Source organism: Dyella sp. 2RAB6, from assembly GCF_052115385.1.
Taxonomy (GTDB): Bacteria; Pseudomonadota; Gammaproteobacteria; order Xanthomonadales; family Rhodanobacteraceae; genus Dyella_D.
In genome coordinates, this window is sequence record NZ_JBFRGP010000009.1 from 90,023 (window position 1) to 111,943 (window position 21,921).

At 66.0% G+C, this 21,921-nt stretch carries 21 protein-coding genes; 9 read left to right on the forward strand and 12 right to left on the reverse strand.

The features are described 5' to 3' along the window. Positions 1 to 19: 19 nt before the first annotated feature. The gene (locus AB4083_RS14520; protein ID WP_441608788.1) at positions 20 to 784 is read right to left on the reverse strand and encodes an SDR family oxidoreductase; all 765 of its coding nucleotides are present in this window, start codon (positions 782 to 784) and stop codon (positions 20 to 22) included. Positions 785 to 959: 175 nt separating this feature from the next. Here AB4083_RS14520 and AB4083_RS14525 point away from each other — a divergent pair, with 175 nt between their 5' ends. The 4 genes from AB4083_RS14525 (at position 960) to AB4083_RS14540 (ending at position 4,170) form a co-directional block, all read left to right on the forward strand. Further along, the gene (locus AB4083_RS14525; RefSeq protein ID WP_441608789.1) at positions 960 to 1,547 is read left to right on the forward strand and encodes a TMEM175 family protein; all 588 of its coding nucleotides are present in this window, start codon (positions 960 to 962) and stop codon (positions 1,545 to 1,547) included. A gap of 119 nt (positions 1,548 to 1,666) precedes the next feature. Beyond that, positions 1,667 to 2,665 carry a LysR family transcriptional regulator gene (locus AB4083_RS14530; protein ID WP_441608790.1) on the forward strand — a complete coding sequence of 333 codons (999 nt, stop codon included), beginning with the start codon at positions 1,667 to 1,669 and terminating at the stop codon, positions 2,663 to 2,665. Between the two features lie 223 nt (positions 2,666 to 2,888). Beyond that, the gene (locus AB4083_RS14535; RefSeq protein ID WP_441608791.1) at positions 2,889 to 3,650 is read left to right on the forward strand and encodes an SDR family oxidoreductase; all 762 of its coding nucleotides are present in this window, start codon (positions 2,889 to 2,891) and stop codon (positions 3,648 to 3,650) included. 28 nt (positions 3,651 to 3,678) lie between these two features. Further along, entirely contained in the window at positions 3,679 to 4,170 is a 492-nt protein-coding gene (locus AB4083_RS14540; RefSeq protein WP_441608792.1) for an Ohr family peroxiredoxin, read from the forward strand. 9 nt (positions 4,171 to 4,179) lie between these two features. Here the strand turns inward: AB4083_RS14540 and AB4083_RS14545 are convergent, their stop codons facing one another. From AB4083_RS14545 to AB4083_RS14560, 4 genes are all read right to left on the reverse strand, one after another. Continuing rightward, entirely contained in the window at positions 4,180 to 4,464 is a 285-nt protein-coding gene (locus AB4083_RS14545) for a hypothetical protein (RefSeq protein ID WP_441608793.1), read from the reverse strand. Positions 4,465 to 4,562: 98 nt separating this feature from the next. Beyond that, on the reverse strand, positions 4,563 to 4,979 hold the full coding sequence (locus AB4083_RS14550; protein WP_441608794.1) for a hypothetical protein: 417 nt from the start codon (positions 4,977 to 4,979) through the stop codon (positions 4,563 to 4,565). A gap of 143 nt (positions 4,980 to 5,122) precedes the next feature. Beyond that, positions 5,123 to 5,473 carry a GIY-YIG nuclease family protein gene (locus AB4083_RS14555; protein ID WP_441608795.1) on the reverse strand — a complete coding sequence of 117 codons (351 nt, stop codon included), beginning with the start codon at positions 5,471 to 5,473 and terminating at the stop codon, positions 5,123 to 5,125. Next, on the reverse strand, positions 5,473 to 5,805 hold the full coding sequence (locus tag AB4083_RS14560) for a DUF2239 family protein (RefSeq protein WP_441608796.1): 333 nt from the start codon (positions 5,803 to 5,805) through the stop codon (positions 5,473 to 5,475). Before AB4083_RS14560 ends, AB4083_RS14555 begins: the two co-directional genes overlap by 1 nt. 221 nt (positions 5,806 to 6,026) lie before the next feature. Here AB4083_RS14560 and AB4083_RS14565 point away from each other — a divergent pair, with 221 nt between their 5' ends. Both AB4083_RS14565 and AB4083_RS14570 read left to right on the forward strand, forming a co-directional pair. Beyond that, entirely contained in the window at positions 6,027 to 6,968 is a 942-nt protein-coding gene (locus tag AB4083_RS14565) for a bifunctional helix-turn-helix transcriptional regulator/GNAT family N-acetyltransferase (protein WP_441608797.1), read from the forward strand. A 35-nt stretch (positions 6,969 to 7,003) separates the two neighbouring features. Further along, on the forward strand, positions 7,004 to 7,609 hold the full coding sequence (locus AB4083_RS14570; RefSeq protein ID WP_441608798.1) for a DNA-3-methyladenine glycosylase I: 606 nt from the start codon (positions 7,004 to 7,006) through the stop codon (positions 7,607 to 7,609). Between the two features lie 118 nt (positions 7,610 to 7,727). Here AB4083_RS14570 and AB4083_RS14575 read toward each other — a convergent pair whose 3' ends face one another. Further along, positions 7,728 to 8,522, reverse strand: a complete 795-nt coding sequence (locus tag AB4083_RS14575) for a MipA/OmpV family protein (RefSeq protein ID WP_441608799.1) — start codon at positions 8,520 to 8,522, stop codon at positions 7,728 to 7,730. A gap of 47 nt (positions 8,523 to 8,569) precedes the next feature. Then, entirely contained in the window at positions 8,570 to 9,121 is a 552-nt protein-coding gene (locus tag AB4083_RS14580) for a (2Fe-2S)-binding protein (RefSeq protein WP_441608800.1), read from the reverse strand. Positions 9,122 to 9,290: 169 nt separating this feature from the next. Between AB4083_RS14580 and AB4083_RS14585 the strand changes: the two genes are divergently transcribed. Further along, positions 9,291 to 9,956 carry a response regulator transcription factor gene (locus AB4083_RS14585; RefSeq protein ID WP_441608801.1) on the forward strand — a complete coding sequence of 222 codons (666 nt, stop codon included), beginning with the start codon at positions 9,291 to 9,293 and terminating at the stop codon, positions 9,954 to 9,956. After that, the gene (locus tag AB4083_RS14590) at positions 9,956 to 11,386 is read left to right on the forward strand and encodes a HAMP domain-containing sensor histidine kinase (protein WP_441608802.1); all 1,431 of its coding nucleotides are present in this window, start codon (positions 9,956 to 9,958) and stop codon (positions 11,384 to 11,386) included. The genes AB4083_RS14585 and AB4083_RS14590 overlap by 1 nt, the downstream gene beginning before the upstream one ends. A gap of 114 nt (positions 11,387 to 11,500) precedes the next feature. Here the strand turns inward: AB4083_RS14590 and AB4083_RS14595 are convergent, their stop codons facing one another. Then, the gene (locus AB4083_RS14595; RefSeq protein ID WP_441608803.1) at positions 11,501 to 13,063 is read right to left on the reverse strand and encodes an alpha-N-arabinofuranosidase; all 1,563 of its coding nucleotides are present in this window, start codon (positions 13,061 to 13,063) and stop codon (positions 11,501 to 11,503) included. 696 nt (positions 13,064 to 13,759) lie between these two features. On the opposite strand from AB4083_RS14595, the gene AB4083_RS14600 reads away from it, so the two are divergent. After that, the gene (locus AB4083_RS14600) at positions 13,760 to 14,731 is read left to right on the forward strand and encodes a hypothetical protein (protein WP_441608804.1); all 972 of its coding nucleotides are present in this window, start codon (positions 13,760 to 13,762) and stop codon (positions 14,729 to 14,731) included. Positions 14,732 to 14,865: 134 nt separating this feature from the next. Here AB4083_RS14600 and pdxR read toward each other — a convergent pair whose 3' ends face one another. From pdxR to AB4083_RS14620, 4 genes are all read right to left on the reverse strand, one after another. Next, entirely contained in the window at positions 14,866 to 16,299 is a 1,434-nt protein-coding gene (gene pdxR, locus AB4083_RS14605) for a MocR-like pyridoxine biosynthesis transcription factor PdxR (RefSeq protein ID WP_441608805.1), read from the reverse strand. Between the two features lie 155 nt (positions 16,300 to 16,454). Next, positions 16,455 to 17,402 (reverse strand): thioredoxin family protein, encoded by a 948-nt coding sequence (locus AB4083_RS14610; RefSeq protein WP_441608806.1) that lies wholly within the window; start codon positions 17,400 to 17,402, stop codon positions 16,455 to 16,457. Between the two features lie 100 nt (positions 17,403 to 17,502). Then, positions 17,503 to 20,592 carry a TonB-dependent receptor gene (locus tag AB4083_RS14615; protein WP_441608807.1) on the reverse strand — a complete coding sequence of 1,030 codons (3,090 nt, stop codon included), beginning with the start codon at positions 20,590 to 20,592 and terminating at the stop codon, positions 17,503 to 17,505. A 268-nt stretch (positions 20,593 to 20,860) separates the two neighbouring features. Next, a complete protein-coding gene (locus tag AB4083_RS14620) occupies positions 20,861 to 21,340 on the reverse strand; it encodes a YdaS family helix-turn-helix protein (protein WP_441608808.1) in 480 nt (159 codons plus the stop codon). Positions 21,341 to 21,921: the final 581 nt, after the last annotated feature.

Sequence of the window (21,921 nt, forward strand, 5' to 3'; positions counted from 1 at the left end):
TGTCCGGCATCAATCCGCCTTACCAGCTCGCGCCCCAGTACTCGGATTGATTGAGCCAGGCGCCGAAGTCCATCGCGCACAGGTGCGCGTCCGTGCCGGGCAACAGGGAATCGCTGGCCAGGCGCGCGCCGAAGTAAGGCGCCAGCGCGTCGGTGACCACCTCGTACGGCGCTTCGATCTGGATCAGGAAGCGCTGGATGATCTCGGACATCGGCTCGCGCTCCGGCCCGGCCATCTCGATCACCCCGTTCAACGCCGGCCGCAGCGCCAGTTCGGCCAGGCATGCGGCGACATCGGCCGAGGCCACCGGCTGGATATAGGCCGGCGCCAGGCGCAGGGCCTGGTCGTAGACGCTGACCTCGACGATATCCAGCAGGAACTCGAAGAACTGCGTCGCATGGAGCACCGTAAAGGGGATGCCGGACGCGCGGATGCATGCTTCCTGGAAGGCCTTGCCGCGGAAATAAGGGCTGTCGTCGAGCCGCTCGGTGCCCACGACGGAGAGCGAGACGTGATGCCGCACGCCGGCCGCGGCTTCCGCTTGCAGCAGGTTGGCGATGGCGGCCTTGAAGAATTCGCACGGCGCCTCGCCGGTGAGCACGGACGAGTTGCTTACGTCGACCACCACTTCGGCACCCTCCAGCGCCTGCGCCAGTCCTTCGCCGGTGACGATGTCCACACCCGAAGCGCGCGACGCCGCGCTCACCTCGTGCCCCTTGGCGCGCAGGCGGCGCACGACGTTCCGGCCGACCAATCCGTTACCACCCACCACGACGATATTCATGCGCTACCTCAGCAGGCGATGCCGATGTCCAATGGCCATGCCACGTTTCGATGCTAGGCCCGTGCGCGCGGGCCCGGCAGGCATCGGCAAGGACATAGCGCGTTGCCGGAAGCGCACCAATGCCACGGCGCATTCTGGCCGAACATGCAGGCCTGGCCGGGCCGTGGACAACGCGATGGAAAAGGGACGACTGGAAGCCTTCACCGACGGCGTCATCGCCGTGGTGATCACCGTGATGGTGCTGGAACTGCACGTGCCGTCCGCGGCGACGTGGGCGGCCCTGCTGGAGGACGGCACGGTCTTCCTCAGCTATATCCTCAGCTTTATCTATGTGGGCATCTACTGGAACAACCATCACCACTTGTTCCAGCTGGTCCGGCGCGTCAACGGCACGGTGCTGTGGGCGAACCTGTTCTTCCTGTTCTGCCTGTCGCTGTTTCCGTTCTCCACCGCGTGGCTCAACAAGGCGCAGCCGGGGCCGGCCGCGGTGCCGACGGTGTGCTATGGCGTAACCCTGCTGCTCACCGCGCTGTCGTGGGGTTTGCTGGCACGCACGCTGATCGCCGCCAACGGCGGCGCGGAATCGGAACTGCGCAAGGCGCTGGGGGCGGACCGCAAGACGCGGATCTCGATCGCCATCCATAGCGTGGCCACGGCGCTGGCCTTCCGCAGCCCGGTGGCCTCGTGCGTGCTGTACGCGGTGGTGGCCGCGATGTGGTTTATCCCGGACCGGCGCATCGAGCAGCGACTGGGCAGCGTCTAGCCGATCATTTTTTTCGAGCTCGATGTCACAACCGCCCAGCCTCGTACGACTAGGGGACATGGACCGGCCGGCGCGTGCGCCGGCATCCGCCCGGATCCCATCCACGAGGCCAGCCGCGCATGAGCTTGAACTTCCCCGACAAACCCCAGCACGAGGCCGACGCTCTCGCCTCGAGCTTTACCGCCAGCTATGCCGGCGTGGTCGCCTTTATCGCGGTAGCCGCCGAGGGCAGCTTCGCCCGCGCCGCGGACCGCCTGGGCGTGGGCCGCTCCGCGGTCAGCCGCAGCGTGCAGAAGCTGGAGGCGCAGCTCGATGCCCGGCTGTTCCAGCGCACCACGCGCAACACCTCGCTGACCCGCGAAGGCGAGCTGTTCTTCCGCAACTGCCACCCGGGCGTGCAGAGGATCGTGCAGGCGTTGGAGGAAATGCGCGAACTGCGCGAAGGCCCGCCGAAGGGGCAGTTGCGGATCAGCGCGACGGTGGGCTTCGGGCGCCGCGTGATCGCGCCACTGCTGGCGGGGTTCCGCGCGCGTTATCCGGAGATCGCCATCGACCTGCTGCTGGACGACCGCTTGACCGACTTCACCTCGGACCGGGTGGATGTGGCATTCCGCGACGGGCAGCTGGAAGACAGCCAGGTGATCGCCAAGCGGCTGGTGCCGATGCAGATGCTGGTGTGTGCTTCGCCCGCCTACGCCAAGGCACATGGCCTGCCGCGCCAGGTCGACGAGCTGGAGGCGCATGCGTGCATTCATTACCGCACGGTGGCGGGGCGGATTGCGGAATGGGAATTCAAGGTCGACGGACAGCGGCGCAAGCTGGTGCCGCCTTCGCAATGCTCGTTCAACGATATGGATCTGGTGCTGGAGAGCGTGCTGCGTGGCGAGGGCATCGCGCAGCTGCCGGGGTATCTGGTCTGCGAATACCTGCGCGAGGGACGCCTGGTGGCTTGCCTGGCGCAGTATGCGCCGGACGATCGGGGCCATTACCTGTGTTACCTCAGCCGGCAGCAGTTGCCGACGCGGGTGCGGGTGTTTATCGATTACATGACGGAGGCGGTGCGGGGGTTGGACACGATGTATATCCCTGGTCTTTCCGCCACGCACGAGCCCGCGTAGATTGGGGTGAGCCAACGGCGAACCCCAACAATATGGTGCGCATGGAACCAGCGAATGTTGGGGTTCGCCGTTGGCTCACCCAAACCTACGCCGTCGCTGCGTACGCGGGGCGATTGATGCGCCAGACGCAACACCATGCGCCCATCGCCGCGCCTACCGCCCCCTTGCCCCGCTGCCTAGCATCCCCCCGACGCGCTATCGGCGCCCCCAGCGGAGACTCCCCATGAAAATCCTGGTCATCGGCGGCACCGGGCTGATCGGCAGCAAAGTGGTCGCGCGCCTGCGCAAGCGCGGGCACGAGGCGATCGCCGCCTCCCCGGCCTCGGGCATCAACACTCTCACTGGCGAGGGTCTGGATGCGGCCATGGCCGGCACCGACATCGTTATCGACCTGGCCAACTCACCCTCGTTCGAGGACCAGGCCGTGCTCGATTTCTTCCGCACCGCCGGCAGCAACCTCGCTGCCGCGGAGCAGAAGGCGCGCGTGAAGCATCATGTGGCGCTGTCGGTGGTGGGCACCGAACGGCTCAAGGACAGCGGCTATACGCGCGCCAAAGTCGTGCAGGAGCAGATCATCCGCGCATCCGGCATCCCCTACACGATCGTCCACTCCACGCAGTTCTTCGAATTCCTCAGCGGCATCGTCAAATCCGCCGCCAAGGGCAACCAGGTGCACGTGTCACCCGCGCTGATCCAGCCGATCGCCTCGGACGACGTGGCCGACGCGGTCACCGACTACGCGCTGGGCAAGCCGCTCAACGGCATGGTCGAAATCGCCGGCCCGGATGCGTTCGGCCTGTCCGCGCTGGTCGAGCGCTTCCTCACCCTCACCCATGATCCGCACGAAGTGCTGGCCGACGCCGGCGCGCCGTACTTCGGCGCCATCCTGCAGCGCGACTCGCTGCTGCCCGCATCCGGCGCACGGCTCGGCCCGGTGAACTTCCAGACCTGGTTCGATCGCTCTGAATTCGCGCAGTCGGCATGAGCACCGCCGCTGCGCGCATCGCGCCGCCATGACCAAGCCGGCGCGCCCGCCCACCTCGCTGCTCGACAAATACCACGGCGCCGATTTCCATCCGCTCTATACCGGCACCGTATGCGTCACCGGCGGCACCGCCCGGCATGCACGCGCGTCCGGCGTCGCGCGCTCGGACGATGGCCACCTGGATGTGCAGTTGCGCATGCCGCAGGCGCTCGGTGGACAAGGCGAAGGCACCAATCCCGAGCAGTTGTTCGCGGCCGGCTATGCCGCTTGTTTCCACGGCGCACTGACCCTGCTGGCCGCGCGTGCGGGCGTAGCGCTGGAGGATGCCACCGTCACCGCCGCGGTGACCTTCGGCCGCGATCCGGTCGACGGCTTGTTCACCTTGATCGCGCGAGTGCGCATCAGCCTGCCCGGGGTGGAACGCGCCGTTGCGGAAGAGTTGGTGCGCAACACCGAGTGCATCTGTCCCTACGCGAAGATGGCGCGGGAAGGTATCGACTGCGTGGTGTCGCTGGAATAAAGCCCCGGCTCAGCCGGCGGCACGTACCGGACGCGGCGCCGGTCCGTCTTCGCCGCCATCCTCGCGACGGTGGCGAGCCAGCAGGCGGGTACCGCCGTAGGTGATGCGCAACGGGATGGTCTTGCCGTTGCGTTCCATCTTCGCCGGCGCCAACGCGGCGCAGCCGGCTTCGAGCGGAGCGAGATAACCCATCAGCATCAGGCGCGCGGCGCGGCGCGTCTCCACCACTTTCAGCCGGCCGGCGTGGATATGGCGCAGCGTGTCGATGTCGGCCTGGTCGAGTTCGATGGACATCGCCATCCTCTTCTTTTTATGTACTGGTGCTTGCGGGAGGCGCAGGCTCGCATATGGATATGACATAACCGCGACGCGCATCACACTCCACACCGTCTTCACGCCGCCAGTTGGCGCAGAGCAATGCCCATGGCGATGCGATAGCTGGTCGACAGATCGCCGTTGATCACGATGGTGGCGAGCGGCGCATGCCGTGCAGGCCCCGGTGGCGCGAGCGCGGCACCGCTGTCGTCGTGGATCTCGATATACGGCGACGGCAGCGCATCCAGCGCTTCGTCCAGGCCATCCGGTTGCGCGCGCACCTGTTCCGCCAGTTCGCCGGCATCCAGCACTACGAATTCGGTGTCGTCGGCGCGCAGCTCGCGGATACGCCCGACCAGGTCCTTCACGCCGCCGCATTGGCAGACGGCCAGCGTATGTCCTGCCGCCTGCACCGCGCGCTGCAGCGCGGCCACGAATTCGCCGCCGACGGCGTGTCCTTCCGCGTGCGGGCCTTGGACGATCAGGATGCTCATCAGCGTTGGACCTCGGTGTGGGAGCGAGGCCATCTTGGCGTCGATGCGGATAAAGACTCCACCAAGCGCAGGCGCCGGCGCATAAATTCCGCGCATATTTTTTCGCGGCGCCGGTGTCCGGCGTGGAATAGATCAGGGCATCCCTAGCGATATGAATCCTTCGAGCCGGGCGGTATGCGTCTGCGCCAGGCGTCGAGCAACTCGATGCGCTCGGCGGTGTAATCGAAGGTGGGCTCCGCGCGCTCTTCCTGCGTCTGCAACACCTCGAAGGCAAACGCGTGCTCGCCCTGCTCGTGCCAATCCTGCTGCAACTGGCGGTTGCCATGCAGACCCAGCCGCAACTGGGTGCGATGGCGGTTGAGCGCACCGGTGGTGTTGGCGCTCTGGTCGATCAGCATGCGTCCGCTGCCGAGATGGCGAATGGCGTAGATGCCCATCGGCGGAAAGGCCAGCTTGTAGGCCTGCAGCATGGCCTTGCGTTTCGCACGGTCCATCACGCGCCGCCCAGCATGGCTTCGATGCGCGTGCGCACTTCCTCCGGCCAGGCCGCGATGCATTGGCGCAGGCGCGAACGGTCGTCGGCAAACAGGGCGCGCGCCGCTTCCTCGAACTGCGGCCGGTCTCCGGCCGCGTCGCGCATATGGAAGTAGCAGGCCTCTTTCGCCGCGGCCTTGCGGTAGTGGCCATCGATATCGCGGCAGGCGCGCTCGACCAGGCGGCGCAGCGTGGCGCCGGCGCCAATCGGCTGCGCTTCGAGCCAGGCCCAGTGGCGGTCGAACAAGCGGATATGGCGGGCGGGATGCAGTGGGTTGTTGGGAGGCGACATGGGGATCGATCCTTGAAGAGGAGTGCATATATACCCGGATAAATAAGCATGGTCAATATGTGCCGGATAAAATATGGATGGCCTCCCGCAGCCGAAATAACCCGGCAAAAATGTACTAAATAGTTATTTTCTATCAGAGGTTTGCAGCAACTACTTACCAGCCGTGGCTTCGCAGCCTTAAAGTTGTATATTGCAACTAATACTCAGCAACGAGCCTCAACATGACCGACCTCATCGACAGCATCCGCGCCGCCTCGCGCCAGATGGCGCGCGAATGGGGCTTCCTGCGCCCTACCCTGGCCGGCACCACTTATTCGCCCTCGGCCGTGCACGCCATCGTCGAACTCGGCCGGCGCGGCACGCTTACCGCGGTCGACCTGGTCGAGGTGCTGGGCCTGGACAAGTCCAGCGTCAGCCGCCTGCTCACCAAGCTGACCGAGGCCGACGAGATCGGTGTGCTCGACAGCGATGGCGACGCCCGCTGCAAACCGCTGGTGCTCACCGAGAAAGGCCGTCGCACGCTGGCCGCCGTCGATGCTTTCGCGCGCAAGCAGGTGACCGCCGCCGCCGCCCACTTCGCACCGGCCCAGCTCGATACCGTATGCGCCAGCCTCGGCGCCTATGCGCAGGCACTGCGCGCGAATCGCCTCGGCGTCGCGCCGGTACAAGAAGAGATCCGCATCGAAACCGGTTACGCGCCCGGCGTGATCGGCGACGTCGCCTCGCTGCATATGGCGTACTACGCGCCGACGGTCGGCTTCGGCCAGGTGTTCGAAAGCCGCGTCGCAGCCGCGGTGGCCGATGTCACCTCGCGCCTGGATCGCCCCGGCAACCAGATCTGGCGCGCGATGCTCGGCGACGCCCTGGTCGGTTCGGTGGCCATCGATGGCGAGGGCATGGGCCCGGGCATCGCCCATCTGCGCACCTTCATCGTCGACGGCCGCATGCAGGGCCGCGGCGTGGGCCGGCGGCTGCTGGACGAGACGCTGCGCTATTGCGACGAGCAAGGCTTCCGCGAAATCCGCCTGTGGACGGTGAAGGGCCTGGACGCCGCACGCCATCTCTACGAGCGGTCCGGTTTCCAGCTGGTGTCGGAAGCGCTTGGCGAGCAGTGGGGCAAACCAATGGTCGAGCAGTGTCTGGTCCGCCAGCGGCCGCAGTGACATGATCGCCGGCAGCCTTTCGCAAGGAACGGCCCATGAGCGACACCATCGCCGGCCCCGACGGCAAGCCGCGCTGCCGCTGGAGTGCATCCGCGCCGGATTTCATGCATTACCACGACACCGAATGGGGCTTTCCGGTCGGCGCTGACGTGCGCCTGTTCGAGAAGCTGAGCCTGGAAGGTTTCCAGGCGGGGCTGAGCTGGCGGACGATCCTGACCAAGCGCGAGAATTTCCGCGCGGCTTTCCATGGTTTCGATTACCACCGCGTCGCGCGCTACACCGAGCGCGATGTGCAGCGGCTGTTGACGAACGAAGGCATCATCCGCCACCGCGGCAAGATCGAGGCGGTGATCAACAATGCGCGCCACGCGGTGGAGATGGCGGAGCGCGAAGGCTCGCTGGCCACCTACCTGTGGCGTTACGAAGCGGAGCGCGGCCGGCCGGCGCCGACGCAGGCCATCGCCACGTCGAATGAGTCGGTGGCGTTGTCGAAGGCGCTGAAAAAGCTGGGCTGGAAGTTCGTCGGGCCGACCACGATGTACGCCTTCATGCAGGCGATGGGACTGGTGGACGATCACGTGGCGACGTGTGCGATCCGGGCCAAGGTCGAAAAGGCGCGCAAGGCCTTCAAGCGCCCGTGACCCCGACAGCGTCCGGCGTAGGTTGGGGTGAGCCTCAGGCGAACCCCAACAATGCGATGCGCATCAACGTACCGATGTTGGGGTTCGCCTCCGGCTCACCCCAACCTACGCTGTAGCTTTAGAACCTGTAGAACGCATACGCCACATACGTGTTCTGCATGCGCTTGGCCACGATCGGACTATCCGCCGCATCGCCCTGCAGCCGCGCCGCGATCGCCCGCGCGCCGAGGGTCCAGCGCTCGCTCAGCCGATAATCCGCACCCAGCGAGAAGCGCACCGATTCAAGGCCCGAACCCGGACGATAAGCGGCATACCCGGAGCGCAGGCTCTGCGCATCGTCCACGCCATAGAACGTGCGATTGTGCTTGCCGTCGGACCAGCTCAGGCCCGGCCCCGCCACGAAACTCAGCTTGTCATTCCAGCGGTACTTGCCTTCCAGATCGAGCGACGCGGTGGTGCCCTGGTCCTTGCCGCCGATATCGCTGGAAACATTGCCGCGCACGGTAAACCAGTCGACGGTGTAGCTGCCGAACAAGGTGGCCCGCGCCGTGCGGTCGATGTCGCCCATGCCGTGCAGGCGCTTGCGGTCGTCGGACTCCTTGCGTGGCTGCACGAAGTCATAGGCCAGCGACACACCCGCACGCCACTGCTGGTCCTGATGGAAATACATACCCAGCCCCGCCGGCGAACCCGAGCCCGGCGCGCCACCGAGAAAGAAGCGGCCATAGCTGGCGCTCACCATCGGCACCAGCTGGCTGCGCCGCTCCGAGCTGCCCGGATAGCGCGGCATATCCAGCCCGCCGGCGCCGACGATCACATGCCAGCCGTCGTCCGCCGCAAACACGGCGCCGCTGCCGGACAGGAAGAAAACCAGGGACAACGCACGGGCACGACCACGCGCACGATGATGCATGGGGGAACTCCAGGGTGGGTGGGGGGATAAGGAATCGTTGCAAACGCTCACCAGGAACGCAGGCGCTCCGCCAGCGAACGCACCGCGCGCAACACGTGCGGCCGCGCGCCGCAACCGCAGTCGAGGAACATCGCGGCCTCGATCTCGGCGGTGCCCGGATCGGGGTTGTCCATCAGCAAGGCAGCGGCGGCCATGATCATGCCGGCCTGGCATGGGCACGGCGGCACGCCGCATTCGGCCCAGGCCCGCTGCACCGCATGCAACTGGCCCGGCGGCAGGCCTTCGCGCGCGGCCAGGCCTTCGATGGTGACGATCTGCGCGCCCTGCACCACGTATACCGGCACGCGGCAGGCGCGGGTCGGCCGATCGTCGACGTGCACCGTGCAGGCGCTGCAGCGGCCATTGGTGCAGGCAAAGCCCGCGCCCTTGAGGCCCAGCTCCTGGCGCAGCACGCGCAGCAAGGGCATGTCGGGGTCCGCATTGATCGTATGGACCTGGCCGTTCACACTCAGCCGCATCGCGCAGCTTTCCGGCGCGGGTTCGGCGGTAGCGGCGGCATGCGGCGCATCGATGGGCAGGCGGCTGGATTGGGCGCTCATGGCATCGTCTCTTGTGCGGAGGGAGCCGGCCGCTTCCCTGTCCGCCGATGGGGGTGGCGCGGACCGTGCCGGATGCATGGCAGTCTGGCCAGCCGGATTTAAGAATTCTTTAAAGCCGCACGCCTAGGCTGCATGACTCATGACACAGCACTAGCTCCACGAGGGGACCTTGCCCAACATCCTGCTAGTCGAAGACGACCGCATGCTGGCCGACGCCATCGCCGCGGCCCTGCGCCAGGACGGCTGGCACGTGGACTGCGCGCACGATGCCGCGGCGGCGCGCATCGCCCTCACCGACCATGCCTATACGGCCGCCCTGCTGGACCTCGGCCTGCCCCGCGGCTCCGGCCTCGACGTGCTGCGCGCGATGCGCGAGCGCTACGACACCACCCCGGCGCTGATCATCACCGCGCGCGACCAGCTCGGCGACCGCATCCGCGGCCTCGACGCCGGTGCCGACGATTACCTGGTGAAGCCATTTCAGATCGACGAACTGCTGGCGCGCCTGCGCGCGGTGATCCGCCGCAGCGAAGGCCGCGTCGCGCCGGTGCTGAGCTGGAAAGACATCGTGCTGGATCCGGCGCGGCGCACCGTCACGCGCAACGGCGAATCCATACGGCTGGCCGCGCACGAATACCGCACCCTGCTCGCACTGATGGAGCGCCAGGGCCGCGCGGTGGCACGCGACCTGCTGGAAGACCTGGTCTACGGCGGCCAGGGCACCATCGAGAGCAACACCATCGCGGTCTATGTGCACCAGCTACGCCGCAAGCTCGGCGAGGACGTGATCGCCACCGTGCACGGCTACGGCTATCGCCTGGGCGAGGAACGCTGATGGGGCTGCGCGTACGCTCGCTGCGGCGGCGGCTGTTCGTGGTGATGCTGGCTATCTTCGTGGTGGCCTGGGGCATCACCCTCACCGTCCTGGGCGTGCGCTATTCGAAGGAGCGCACCGGACTGTGGGACAGCAACCTGAGCGACATCGGCCGCGAGATCCTGGTCTCGATGCCCGCCGACGTCAGCCGCCTCGACGGCAATGCCAACCTGCGCCTGCCCGCGCACAGCGCGCCGCCGCCGGAGCATCGCGGCAAGCTCGGCCGCCTGATTTTCCAGGTCTGGATCAAGGACCGCCACCACCTGGTGGTGCACTCGCTCGAACCGTTCCGCATGCCGCTGCGCCCCGACTTCGCCGACGGCTTCGTCACTCGCCAGATCGATGGCGAGGAGTGGCGCATCTTCGCCATCACCGACGCCCACGGCGAAGTGCAGGTACAGGTCGGCAAGCCCACCGCGGATCTGGCCAACGACCTGCGCCAAGGGGTGCGCATCGGCCTGATCACCACCGCCCTGCTCCTGCTGGTGCTGGCGGTGGCGATCCAGCGCGTGCTGTACTGGTCGCTGCGCCCGATCACGCGCATCCGCCAGGCCATCACCGCGCGCGACACGCTGGACCTGCAGCCCCTGCCTGACCACGACCTACCGAACGAAGTCCGTCCGCTGGTCGAATCCTTCAACCGCATGCTCGCCCGGCTGGACCGCGCGATGCACAACGAACGCCAGTTCCTGGCCGAAGCCGCGCACGAGCTGCGCACGCCGCTGGCCGCCCTGCTGACCCACGCGCAGGTGGCCTTGCGCTCGCGCAGCCTGGAAGAAGCGCAGGCGCCGCTGCGGCAACTAGTGAAAGGCGTGGAGCGCAGCGCACGCCTGTCGCAGCAGCTGCTGGATTCCGCACGGCTCGATGCCGACCTGCCCAGCGGCGAGCGCGGGCCGGTGGAGCTGGCCGACCTGGTGGCGATGCTGACGCGCGAGTTCGAGACCATCGCCTCGACCAAGCAGCAGTCGATCGTGCTCGATACCTGCCCCAGCCCGATCGAGGGCGACGTCGACGAGCTGGGTATCCTGATCGGCAACCTGATCGACAATGCGCTGCGCTATACGCCAGCCGGAGGACGCGTCGCGGTGAGCTGCGAGCGCGCAGCTGACGGTGTGCGCCTGCATGTGCAGGACAACGGGCCGGGCGTGGCGGAAGAAGACCGGCCGCGCATCTTCGACCGCTTCTATCGCATTGCCGGGAGCAACGAGCGCGGCAGCGGGATCGGACTTTCGCTGGTGGCGCGGATCGCGCAGTCGCATCGGGCGAGGATCGAGATCGGTACGGGACTGGATGGCAAGGGTTTCGGTATCACTGTGGTGTTTCCCGCCTGCCTTCAAACCAGTACCGAATCCTCAATCAACGTCATCCCGGCGCAGGCCGGGATCCAGTAGCGCCGCCGTTCGGTTCTCGCGAAAGCGCTGAAGAGCGAGCCTTTAAGCGCATTGCTATCCATCAGGCGCATCGCCACTGGATCCCGGCCTGCGCCGGGATGACGAGCCAGGGCGTTAACGCAACTCCAATGTCACGATGGCTTTCGCCGGCAACGACACGGCGAGAACGCCGGCGTCGCCGATCCTCGCTCCCTCGAACGCCACGGGTTTCACCGCATCCGGCCGATCGAAGCTGTTGACGGTGTTGATCGCAGGCGCCGTCAAGACGCGGCCACTCACCTTGCCGACCTTCATCCCGGGCAACGCCACCGCCACGCGCAGCGGATGCTCCGGATCGGGATTGACCAGGGCGACATGCACCGCGCCATCCGCGCCTCGCGCCGCGGTAACGAACAAGCCCGGCACCTGCACACCGCCATGCGCGTACTCACCGGCGCGCACCTCCACCGGCAGCGACGTCGCGCCCTGGAACACCTGGTACAGATCGAACACGTGATACGTGGGCGTCAGCACTATGCGACCCGTGCTGGCTTTGTCGGTCAGGATCATCGCCTGCAGCACGTTCACCATCTGCGCGATATTGGCCATGCGCACGCGCTCGGCATGCGCATGGAAAATGTCCAGCGTGATCGCCGCCACCATCGCATCGCGCAGGCTGCTCTGCTGGTATAGCGCCGAGTCGCCGGGCTCGGTGTCGTACCAGGTGCCCCACTCGTCCACCGCCAGGGCAATGCGCCTGGCCGGGTCGTACTTGTCCATGATCGCGCTGTGCCGCGCGACCAGTTCGTCCATGCGCAGCGCCGCCTTCAAGGTGGCGATCCAGGCCTTCTCGTCGAACGCCACCGCCGAACCCTTGTGCTTCCAGTCGCCGGTGGGCAGCGTGTAGTAGTGCACGCCATAGGCGTCGATCTGCTCCGCCGCGCCGGCCATCACGGCTTCGGTCCAGGCGTAGTCGTCGGCATTGGCGCCGCTGGCGACCTTCAGCATGGTCTGCCCGCCCATGGCGCGCGCAAAGGTGGCGTACTGGCGGTACTGGTCTGCGTAATACGCGCCGCGCATATGGCCGCCGCAACCCCAGCTTTCGTTGCCGATGCCGAGATAGGCCACTTTCCATGGCTCCTTGCGGCCGTTCGCACGACGCTCGCGCACCAGGTCGGTCTGCCCGTCGCCGGTGACGTATTCCAGCCAATCGCTCATCTCGCGCGGCGAACCGGTGCCCATATTGGCGGCCAGATAGGTCTGCGCGCCGACCAGCTCGGCGAAGTCCATGAACTCGTGCGTGCCGACCGCGTTGTGTTCCTCGCCACCCCAGGAATGATTGGGCCGTACCGCGCGCTTGTCGCGCGCACCGATGCCGTCGCGCCAGTGGTATTCGTCGGCGAAGCAGCCGCCGGGCCAGCGGATCACCGGCACGTGGATGGCTTTGAGCGCATCGACCACGTCCTTGCGGAAACCATGCACGTTGGGAATCGGCGAACCTTCGCCCACCCACAGGCCTTCGTCGATGCCACGTCCCAGCTGCTCGGCGAACTGGCCGTAGATCTCGCGATGGATCAACGCCCCCGGCCGATCCACATGCACCGTCACCTGTGCGGTGGGCGGCGCAGCCAACGCAACGCCGCCTACCCCGAACGACACGCAACACCCCAACGCCACCACCCATGTGCGCAACGCCATCGACTGCTCTCCCTCAGTTCGGCTCGACTGCCGTCCCGCATCTTGGGCAACAGCGGCTTGCGATTTCCGGTATCGGCGCTTGCGTTTTTTCCGAGCGTGATGTCGCGCACAAGCGCGGCTCGCGGCTTGTGAATGCGAGTGTCACAGGGTGACGTAACATGAACGAATCGCGTGTCACATGGACGATACAGTGGCTTCACGCACACTCACGCAAGTCACTGAAAGATCGTGCACCGGCCGCTTCAATGTAAGGCCTGCGAAGGTCTTCGGCATGGATTGAATGCTTTGACTCGATCCATTGCATTCATCCTAACCAAAATTTTATCACTTGCCATCATCAGCAACTAGACTTCCCACCGTCAGCGAAGCCCGGTGCGTTGTCTCCCGGGTGTTACGGTCCGGCCCGCTCTCCAGGACGGGCGGAGCCACGCGGAAGGGATGAGAGTTCCGCGCTGTGCTCCTGGTGGTTCCTGCCGTTTCGCCGGCACTCCCAGCGTCGATATCCGTCGCTGCCCCAGGGCCACCACGCCCAGGGGCTGGGGGTTGCGTTGTACGGACGACCTTCACCAGTGCGCGGATCGCACGACTTAAGCCCGGCCGCCCGACTTTCGGGGGCGACCGATGTATTGCTGCGGATTTTTTTCCGCAGCTCACCAGGGGAACGGATCGCCCACGCAAGCGAACTCAATCGAACTAATGAACAAGACCGCCGCAAAAACCTTCCTTGCTTCACTGCTCGCCTCGGCCGCGCTCTACGCCGGCTCGGCACCGCTGTCGTCCGACGTGCACGCCCAGGCCGCCACCACCATCAAGGCCCCGATCTACGGCGTGACGGTGGACGACATCTCCAACGTCAACGCCATCGTGACTTCGCTCAGCAAGTTGCCGTACCGCCCGACGGTACGCGTGGTGTTCGATCCGGATACCAGCACCGCCGACTACTACGCCGCCCTGGTCAAGCTGCACACCGTGGCTTACACCATGGGCGAGATCATGGACTCGTACTACTTCCCCACCGACATCAACACCTACACCGCACGCACCAAGGAGCTGGTCGGCAAGCTCAACGGCCTGGTCGACGTGTGGGAGATCGCCAACGAGATCAACGGCGAGTGGCTGCGTCCGAACCCGAATGGCAGCAACTCGGTGGTCAACGCGCAGGAAACGCAGATCGGCCAGATGGTCGCCGCCGCCCACCAGATCGTGAAAGCCGCCGGCGGCAAGACCGCCATCACGCTGTACTACAACGACGACAGCAAGGGCACCAACTGCTGGGAAAAGCCGGTCGACAACTGGAAGACCTGGCCGACCACCTTCCTGCCGCTGAGCGTGCGCCAGAACACCGACTACGCCCTCTTCAGCTACTACCCCTACCAGGACTGCCCGGGGCTGTCGCCGTCGTGGCAGGCTGACTTCACCGCACTGGAAGGCATCTTCCCGAACGCCAAGGTCGGCTTCGGCGAGATCGGCACCTCGAGCCTGAGCGCACCGGCCTCCGTGCAGACCAACCTGATCAAGACCTACTACCCGATGATCAACACGATGAAGGATCCGCGCTTCATCGGCGGCGTGTTCTGGTGGAACTACGCCGAGCAGATGGTGCCGTACACCAAGACGTACTGGGGCACGCTGAACCAGACGATCTCGCCGCTGAAGGTGCCGCAATAAGGCCGCAGCCCTACCGTAGGTTGGGGTGAGCAAAGCGAACCCCAACAACCGCCCGAACGAGAAAACGCCTCCTCCCGGAGGCGTTTTCTTTTGCTGCTGGCAACGCTTAGATCAAAACCCTGCCGAACGCATCTTCATGCCGGAACAGCATCCAGGCATTCCCCGAACAACTGCATCGCATCGCGCAACTCTGCCACCGACAAACTGCAATAACCAAGCAGCAGCCCCGGCCGCTCCGGCGGCACGAAATAATGCGGCGCCATCGGATACAAGCCCAGCCCGCGATCGTGCGCATACCAGATCAAGGCCTCGGCCCGCTCGTAGTCGTAACCATTCAACCACGCCACCACATGCATGCCCGCCGGCGAATGCACGATCTCCACGCGGTCGCCGGCATGCCGGCGCAGGCCGGCGATCAGCGCCTCGCGGCGCGCGTGCAGCTCCTTGCGCGCATGGCGCAGATGCCGCTCGAAGCCGCCGCTTTCCATGAAATGCGCCAGCGCGGCCTGTTCGATGCCGGGCGAGGAGACGTCGCTGAGGTATTTGGCGGTGGTGAGGTCCTCGCGCAACGCTTCCGGCATCACCAGATAGCCCATGCGCAGCGCGCCGAACAAGGTCTTGGAAAACGTGCCCGCATAGATCACCCGGTCGCCTTCGTCGAGCGAGCGCAGCGCGGCCAGCGGATGGGCGTCGTAGCGGAACTCGCCGTCGTAGTCGTCCTCGATGATCCAGCACTGCTTGCGCGCCGCGTAACGCAGCAGCTCCAGCCGGCGCGGCAGCGACAACACGGCGCCGGTGGGAAACTGATGCGAAGGTGTGACGCAGATCAGCTTGGGCGCCTGCTCCGGCAACTCGTCGCAGACCAGTCCGTCATTGTCGCAGCGCACCGGGCATAGCTGCGCCCCGTGCGCGCTCAGCACGTGATAGGCGCCGAAATAATGCGGCTCCTCCAGCACGGCCGTATCGCCCTCGTCGAGCAGCACGCGCGCGCACAGCGTGTAAGCCTGCTGGGTGCCGGTGACGATCAGGATCTTGTCCGGCTCGGTCAGCAGGCCGCGCCGGCGCGCCAGGTATTCGCAGATCTGCTGGCGCAGCGCCGGCAAGCCCCAGGAGCCGGTGATCCCCAGCGAGGAATAAGCCGCCGCACGCGCCAGTTCGCGGCCCCAGGCGGCATTCAAGGCCGGGTTGGTCAGCGGGTCGCCGAAGCGCAGTTCGTAGCGCAGGCCGAAATGCAGGCGCGCCAACCGCCGGTTGCGGAACAGCCGGGCGCGCTCCGCGTAACGCGAGCCGGCGGTGTCGGCGGTGCTCTCGACCCGCGGCAGCGACGGCGTGAGCTGCAGGCCGCTCACATAACTGCCCGACCCGACCCGGCCGTTGATAAAACCTTCCGCGCGCAGCTGCTCGTAGGCCGCCAGCACGGTGGTGCGCGAAACGCCGAGGTTGAGCGCGAATTCGCGCGTCGGCGGCAGGCGCGAACCGGCGATCATGCGCCCATCGAGAATGGACGACTTCAGCGCGCGGACCAGCTGCGCGTATTGGGGGCCTTGACCGTCGAGCTCGAGGAACATGCCAGCGCACTCAGGGGCGTCGGCGGTAAGGGTTGCGCACAACCCGGGTGCGCAGCAATCCCGGGCGGTGGCACGGCGCGGCGGCCCGGCGCCGGTCGCCGGGTTTGTGTAGAACATGTGCACTGCGTCACGCGCCACGGCGCCGGGCTCCTGGCTCAGCCGAAGGTGAAGGAGTAAACCCGCAGGCCCGCTTGTGGAATGCGCAGGCGCAGCAGGTGCTCGCGGTCGTCATGGCTGTCGAACAGCGTGTAGAGCCGGCTGCCCTGCACCGCCACCGGCGGTTGCGGGTTGCCGTCGACGGTCACTTCGAGCGGGAGCGGCTGATCGGCGCTGGCGACCATGTACAACTTCGCCGCCTTGAAACGCAGTTGCAGTTCGACCTCCGTGCCCGCCGAGCGGGCGTACTGGCGCGTGATTTCCCAGGAGCCGCCCAGTGCGAACTTGTGCATCGCCAGCGACGCGGGAAGGCTGAAGTGCCGCGTCCCGGCGCTGCCGCTTTCCATACCGCCGTAGCCTTGCTGGCCCGAGCTGCCCAGGTGCAGTTCCGGCGTGTCGTCGGGGCCCGGTTTGAAAAGCTTGGCGTTGTTGTCAGCCGCCTGCATGTCCAGGCCGAGCAGCAGCTGGATCGCGTTCTCCATCTTGTCGTAGCCGCCCTCGCCGTAGTGATGGCCGATCAGCCGGCCATCGCGGTCGACCAGGTACTCCGCCGGCCAGAACTGGTTGTGCCAGGCGTTCCAGGTCGACAGGCCGCTGTCCATCGCCACCGGATAGGTAACGCCGGCGCGTCCGATCGCGGCCTGCACGTTGGCCGGATCGTGCTCGAAATCGAACTCCGGCGAATGCACGCCGATCACCACCAGGCCCTGGTCCTTGTAGGTCTCGTACAGATGCTCGACATGCGGCATGGCGCGGATGCAGTTGATGCACGAGTACGCCCAGAAATCGATCAGCACCACCTTGCCGCGCAGGCTGGACATACTCAGCGGCGGCGAGTTGAACCAGTGGTCGATGCCGGTGAATTCCGGGGCCTGGGTGGTGCTGGACGCCACCACGCTGCCGGTCGCGATGCCGAGCAGTCCAGCAAGCAAGATCGACTTTTTCATGGCCGTGATTCCCGGAGTCAGGCGCGCCGATGCCCGGATGGGGCATCGGCGCGGTTCCACGGGTGTCCGGCGCGCAGCGCCGGACGCCGGGTGCAAGTACTCAGTAATCGTAGGTAATGCCGAACTGCACGTAGCGCGGCGACTGCGTGGACAGCGGCAGGTTGTAGGTCGGGCGCACGGCGGTCGAACTGCCATAACGCCCGTTGGTCTGCGTGATCGCCTGCTTGTTGAGCACGTTGTAGATCTGCACGCTGAAGCCCAATCGCTGGCCCGCCCATTGCGGACGGTACTGCGCGCCGAGGCTGAGCAGGTAAGTCCATGGCTGGCGCTTGTAGCCGGGCACGACCGGTACACCGCCGCAGAAGTGATAGAAGGAGCCGTAGCCCAGGCCCGGGTTGGTCTGGCCCGCGCCATACAGACCCAGGCAGCTCTTGGGTGCGCCGGACAGGATCGCGACGTTGCCCGACACCATCCACTCAGGCGCGACCTGGTAGTAGCCGTAGGCTTTGATCTGGTGCGTGCGATCGTTCGACAGCGCGCCGTTGGCGTAATCCATGACCTGGGTGTAGTCCCAGTCCACCGTCGCCGACACATCGGTCTGGCCGATATCCGAACGCACCTGGCCTTCCGTATTGCCGTAGTTGCGCGAGAACAGGTAATCGAGCTTGCCGTACCACTTGCCGTCGAACGGATGCTCCAGGTACATCTCCAGCGCGTAGTACTTGCGCTTGAGCGAGGTGTTGAAGCCCATGTCCTTCTTCCAGTCCAGCGGCACGTCGTAATAGCCGCCGGACAGTTTCGGCACCTGGATGATCGGGTTGCTGCCCGGGTTGATCAGATAGCTGCCCTGGATGCCGTTGACCTTGTCGTAATCGTTCATGCCCAGCTGCGCCATCTTGGCGGCGATGCGGCCGGTGTCGCCCCAGTCGTCAATGGCGCGGCCGAGTTTGCGGTAAGTGGCTTTGGCGCCATACGCCCAGGCGTCGCCGAGCTTCTTGTCGAAGCCCAGGATCAATTCGTCCTGGTACTCGGACTTGATATTGGTGGCGGCGGCGGTCTTCGGATCGCGCGGCTGGCCGTATTCGAGATTGGCCGAGATCGGCTGCTCCAGGCCGCGATAGGTATCGATCGGGGTCAGCCCGGTCGGATAGCCGGTCTTCGGATCGATGCCGGTGTAGGTGTAGTACACGTTGGTAAAGGTCGAGGAACCCGCCGAGCGCAAGGCCACCGACGCCGGCACCGCGAGATAGTAGCGGCCGGCGTTGCCATACACCTTCAGGCTGGAATCGCCGTTGACGTCCCAGCTGAAGCCCAGCCTTGGCGCCAACTGCGAATGGGTAAGCCGCAGATAAGGCGCGCCGCCGGCGTTGTAGTTGGTGAATTCGTCATTGCGCAGGCCGATCTTGACCAGCCAGCGGTCGTTGATCTGCCAGGCGTCCTCGATGTACTGCGCCTGCTGCTTCACCCGCACCGAAGCGCTGTTGGCGAACACCTGCCTGGAGACGTAGTAGCCGGTCGAGCCGCCCGCATAAGCGCCCGGCGGGCGCACCCACGGATAACCCTGCCAGCCCGGTCCGTTCGCGTCCGGGCCGCCGGCGATCCAGGTATTCGGATCGCCGGAGGCATACGCCCATCCGAAACCAGGGCCGGAGGTGAACTGGCCATCGTGGATGTCGCGCACGTCCTGGTTGTCGATGCCGGCGGTCAGGGTGTGGTCGCTGAGCTTGTAGCTCAGGTCCAATCGCAGGTTGGTGTTCTTGGTGATGTGCTGCGGATCGAACAGCTGCACCACCGTCTGCGCGTTGCCGAACGACTGCCCGCCGGTCAACGCGGGATTCTGCGAGGATTGCCCGATGATCGGGCTCAGCGCGGGATCGTAGCCGGGCAGCTCGTTGTAGTGCGTGCCCTTCATCTTGCCGTACAGCACGGACAGGGTCAGCGAGTCGGTGAGGTAGCTGGTGAACTTGGCCAGGTACAGATCGGAACCGTCCTTGATATTCAGATCGTGATGATCGAATGGCCCCTGCTTGCCGGTGGCATAGTCGTATTGGTAAAGGCTGCCGCGATAGGACGACTTGTTCGACGCGCCGGTAAGTTCGAACAGGTTGCTGTCGGTGATATTCCAATCCAGCTTGGCGTACCACTTCGGGTCGTTCAGCCGGCTATGGTTGTTGTAGCTGGGCGCCAGGTTGAAGCCGACACCCGCCACCGAACCGACCGCACCCGACGGCATGCCCGCGGACGCGCCCGTACCCTGGATGCGCTCACCCTCCACGGAAGCGAAGATGTACAGCTTGTCCTTGATCAGCGGACCGCCGACATAGGCATCGGCCGTGGTGGTGGTGGACTTGTTGTCGCCGCGCCGCCAATACAGCTGCCCCGCCTTCGGACTGCCTGCGCCGTAATAGATATCGCGCGGATCGCCCTGCAGCCCCTTGGGCTTCCACAACACCTGCCCGCCGAAATGCCACTCGTTGGTACCGCGCTTGCCCACCTGGCTGATCACGCCGCCGTCCGAACGCCCGAAGGCCGCGCCGTAGCCGCCGCTGAGGATCTCCTCCTGGTCGATCGAGCCATAGGGCAAGGTCAGGCCGCCGAAGCCGCTGATCGGATCGGTCGTGTTGAATCCATTGATGTAGTACGCGTTCTCGGTCACCGACGAACCGCCGAACGATACGAACTTGCGCGGCGACGACGCGCCCATGCCCATGCCCATGAAGGTATCGCTGCCCTCCACTGCCCCCGGCGCCAGCAAGGCGATCGCTTCGGCGCTGCGCGCCAGCGGCAACCTGGCCAGCTGTTGCGAGGTGACCACGGTGCGCGAGTCGACCTGGGTGACGTCGATCGCCGGCAGGCTGTTCGCCGTCACCGTCACCGAGGCCAGGTTCTGCGCATTCGCCGGCACGAACGAAACTTCGGTACCCGCGCCGACGTGCAGCTCGACGTCGCTGCGCGTGTCGACGGTCTGCCCATCGCGCTGCAGGGTCACCGTGTAGGTGCCCAGCGGCAAGGAGGCGATCGCGTAGCGCCCCGCCGCATCGACCGCCACCTGCCGGGTGACGCCCGACGCGTTCTGCACCTTCACCGTACCGCCCGCGGCAGCGGGGGCCTGGCCGAAGATGCTGCCGGTGGTGGCCTGCGCGTATGCCGGCGGCGCCAACGAGCCGTACAACGCGAGCGCGAGGGCCATGCCGAGACTGGATGTATACCGTGCCGCACAAGTCGTGCGGATCCGACGCTGGTCGTTCATGCAACTCCCCTTGAATAGTTTCATGGATACCTGCGGCATCGGGCCAGGCGGGCCTGTTCGCCGCGAAAGACACTGCTGAAGGTGCCGTCGGCACCGCTTGCGGCCACTCCGGGCTGCAACTACCTGGAGTGGCGGTTTCGGCCCACGCGGCTCCGCAACCTCCCGTGCGGAAGCCGGTGCGCACCAACACGCGGGTGATCGCGGGCGATCACGCGTTCGACGCCTGGCGGTTGCCGTGCAGATAGCCGGCAAGCGTCTTGTGGAAGGCCATCACACGCGCGGCCTCGGCTGGCCCGGGGCCGGCGAGCATGCCGTACAGATCGACCACCAGTTCGGCGCGTTGCGCGATGCTCAGCGAGCCGCCGGCCAGCACGATGTACGACTGCAGCACCTGCAAGGCGGCGGCGAGCCGCGCGGGATCCAGGCTGCCGCGGCGCGCGGGCGCATCGATGGCTGGCGGCGCATGCATGGCCTCGCCATCCGTCATGCCGCCCTCCCCGCTGACCAGCCACAGCGGCGATATGCGCAGCGCACGCGCCAGCACCACGCAGCGATGGCGCGAGATATCGCCGCGGCCACGGCTCCAGTTGTTCACCGTGCGCGCGGTGACGCCGCAGCATCGGGCGAGTGCGCCGACGCCTCCGACCCGCTCGATCAGCAATTGGATGCGTTCGGAAAAATCATGCACCGCGGCTTGCGCAGATAACGCAAGTTTCGTGTCAGCTTCAACCCGGCCATGGCTACGGCCGCCGGCAAGTTCAAAAGGATAGGCAGACAAAGCGGCAGCGGCCGGCTGGTTTCTCGCCGCCACCGCCAACGCATCTTCGGACACGGATACCAAAGCGGACACAGGGGTTCACTCCGGATCAACTGGGCTGGAAGAGGGACTCGCACGGAAGTGGGGAGCTTCCGGCGAGCCAAGGTGGCAGCGTTAAACAGTTGAGTGTGGGGACATCAACTTTTCGTTATCGCCGCCGGGGGCCAAGATAGGCGTGAGCGTCTTGGGTGGTACATAGCCAATTTGGACAGATTCGTAGAGGCCAATTTGTCCACTTGCCGGGAATGCCTCGATGAATGCGGGCGTGGTTGGTCCGGTTTGCAGGGGCGAGGCAAATAAAAAGCCGGCTCGAAGCCGGCTTGTATCGAGCCCCCTCAACACTCGCTGCCCCCCTCTCCCCGCGAGGGGTGAGGGTGCAGGCGGAGGGTCGAAGTGACGATGAGCCCCTCTCCCACCGGCGACCCGAAGGTAGTCCCCGTGGGAGAGAGGGG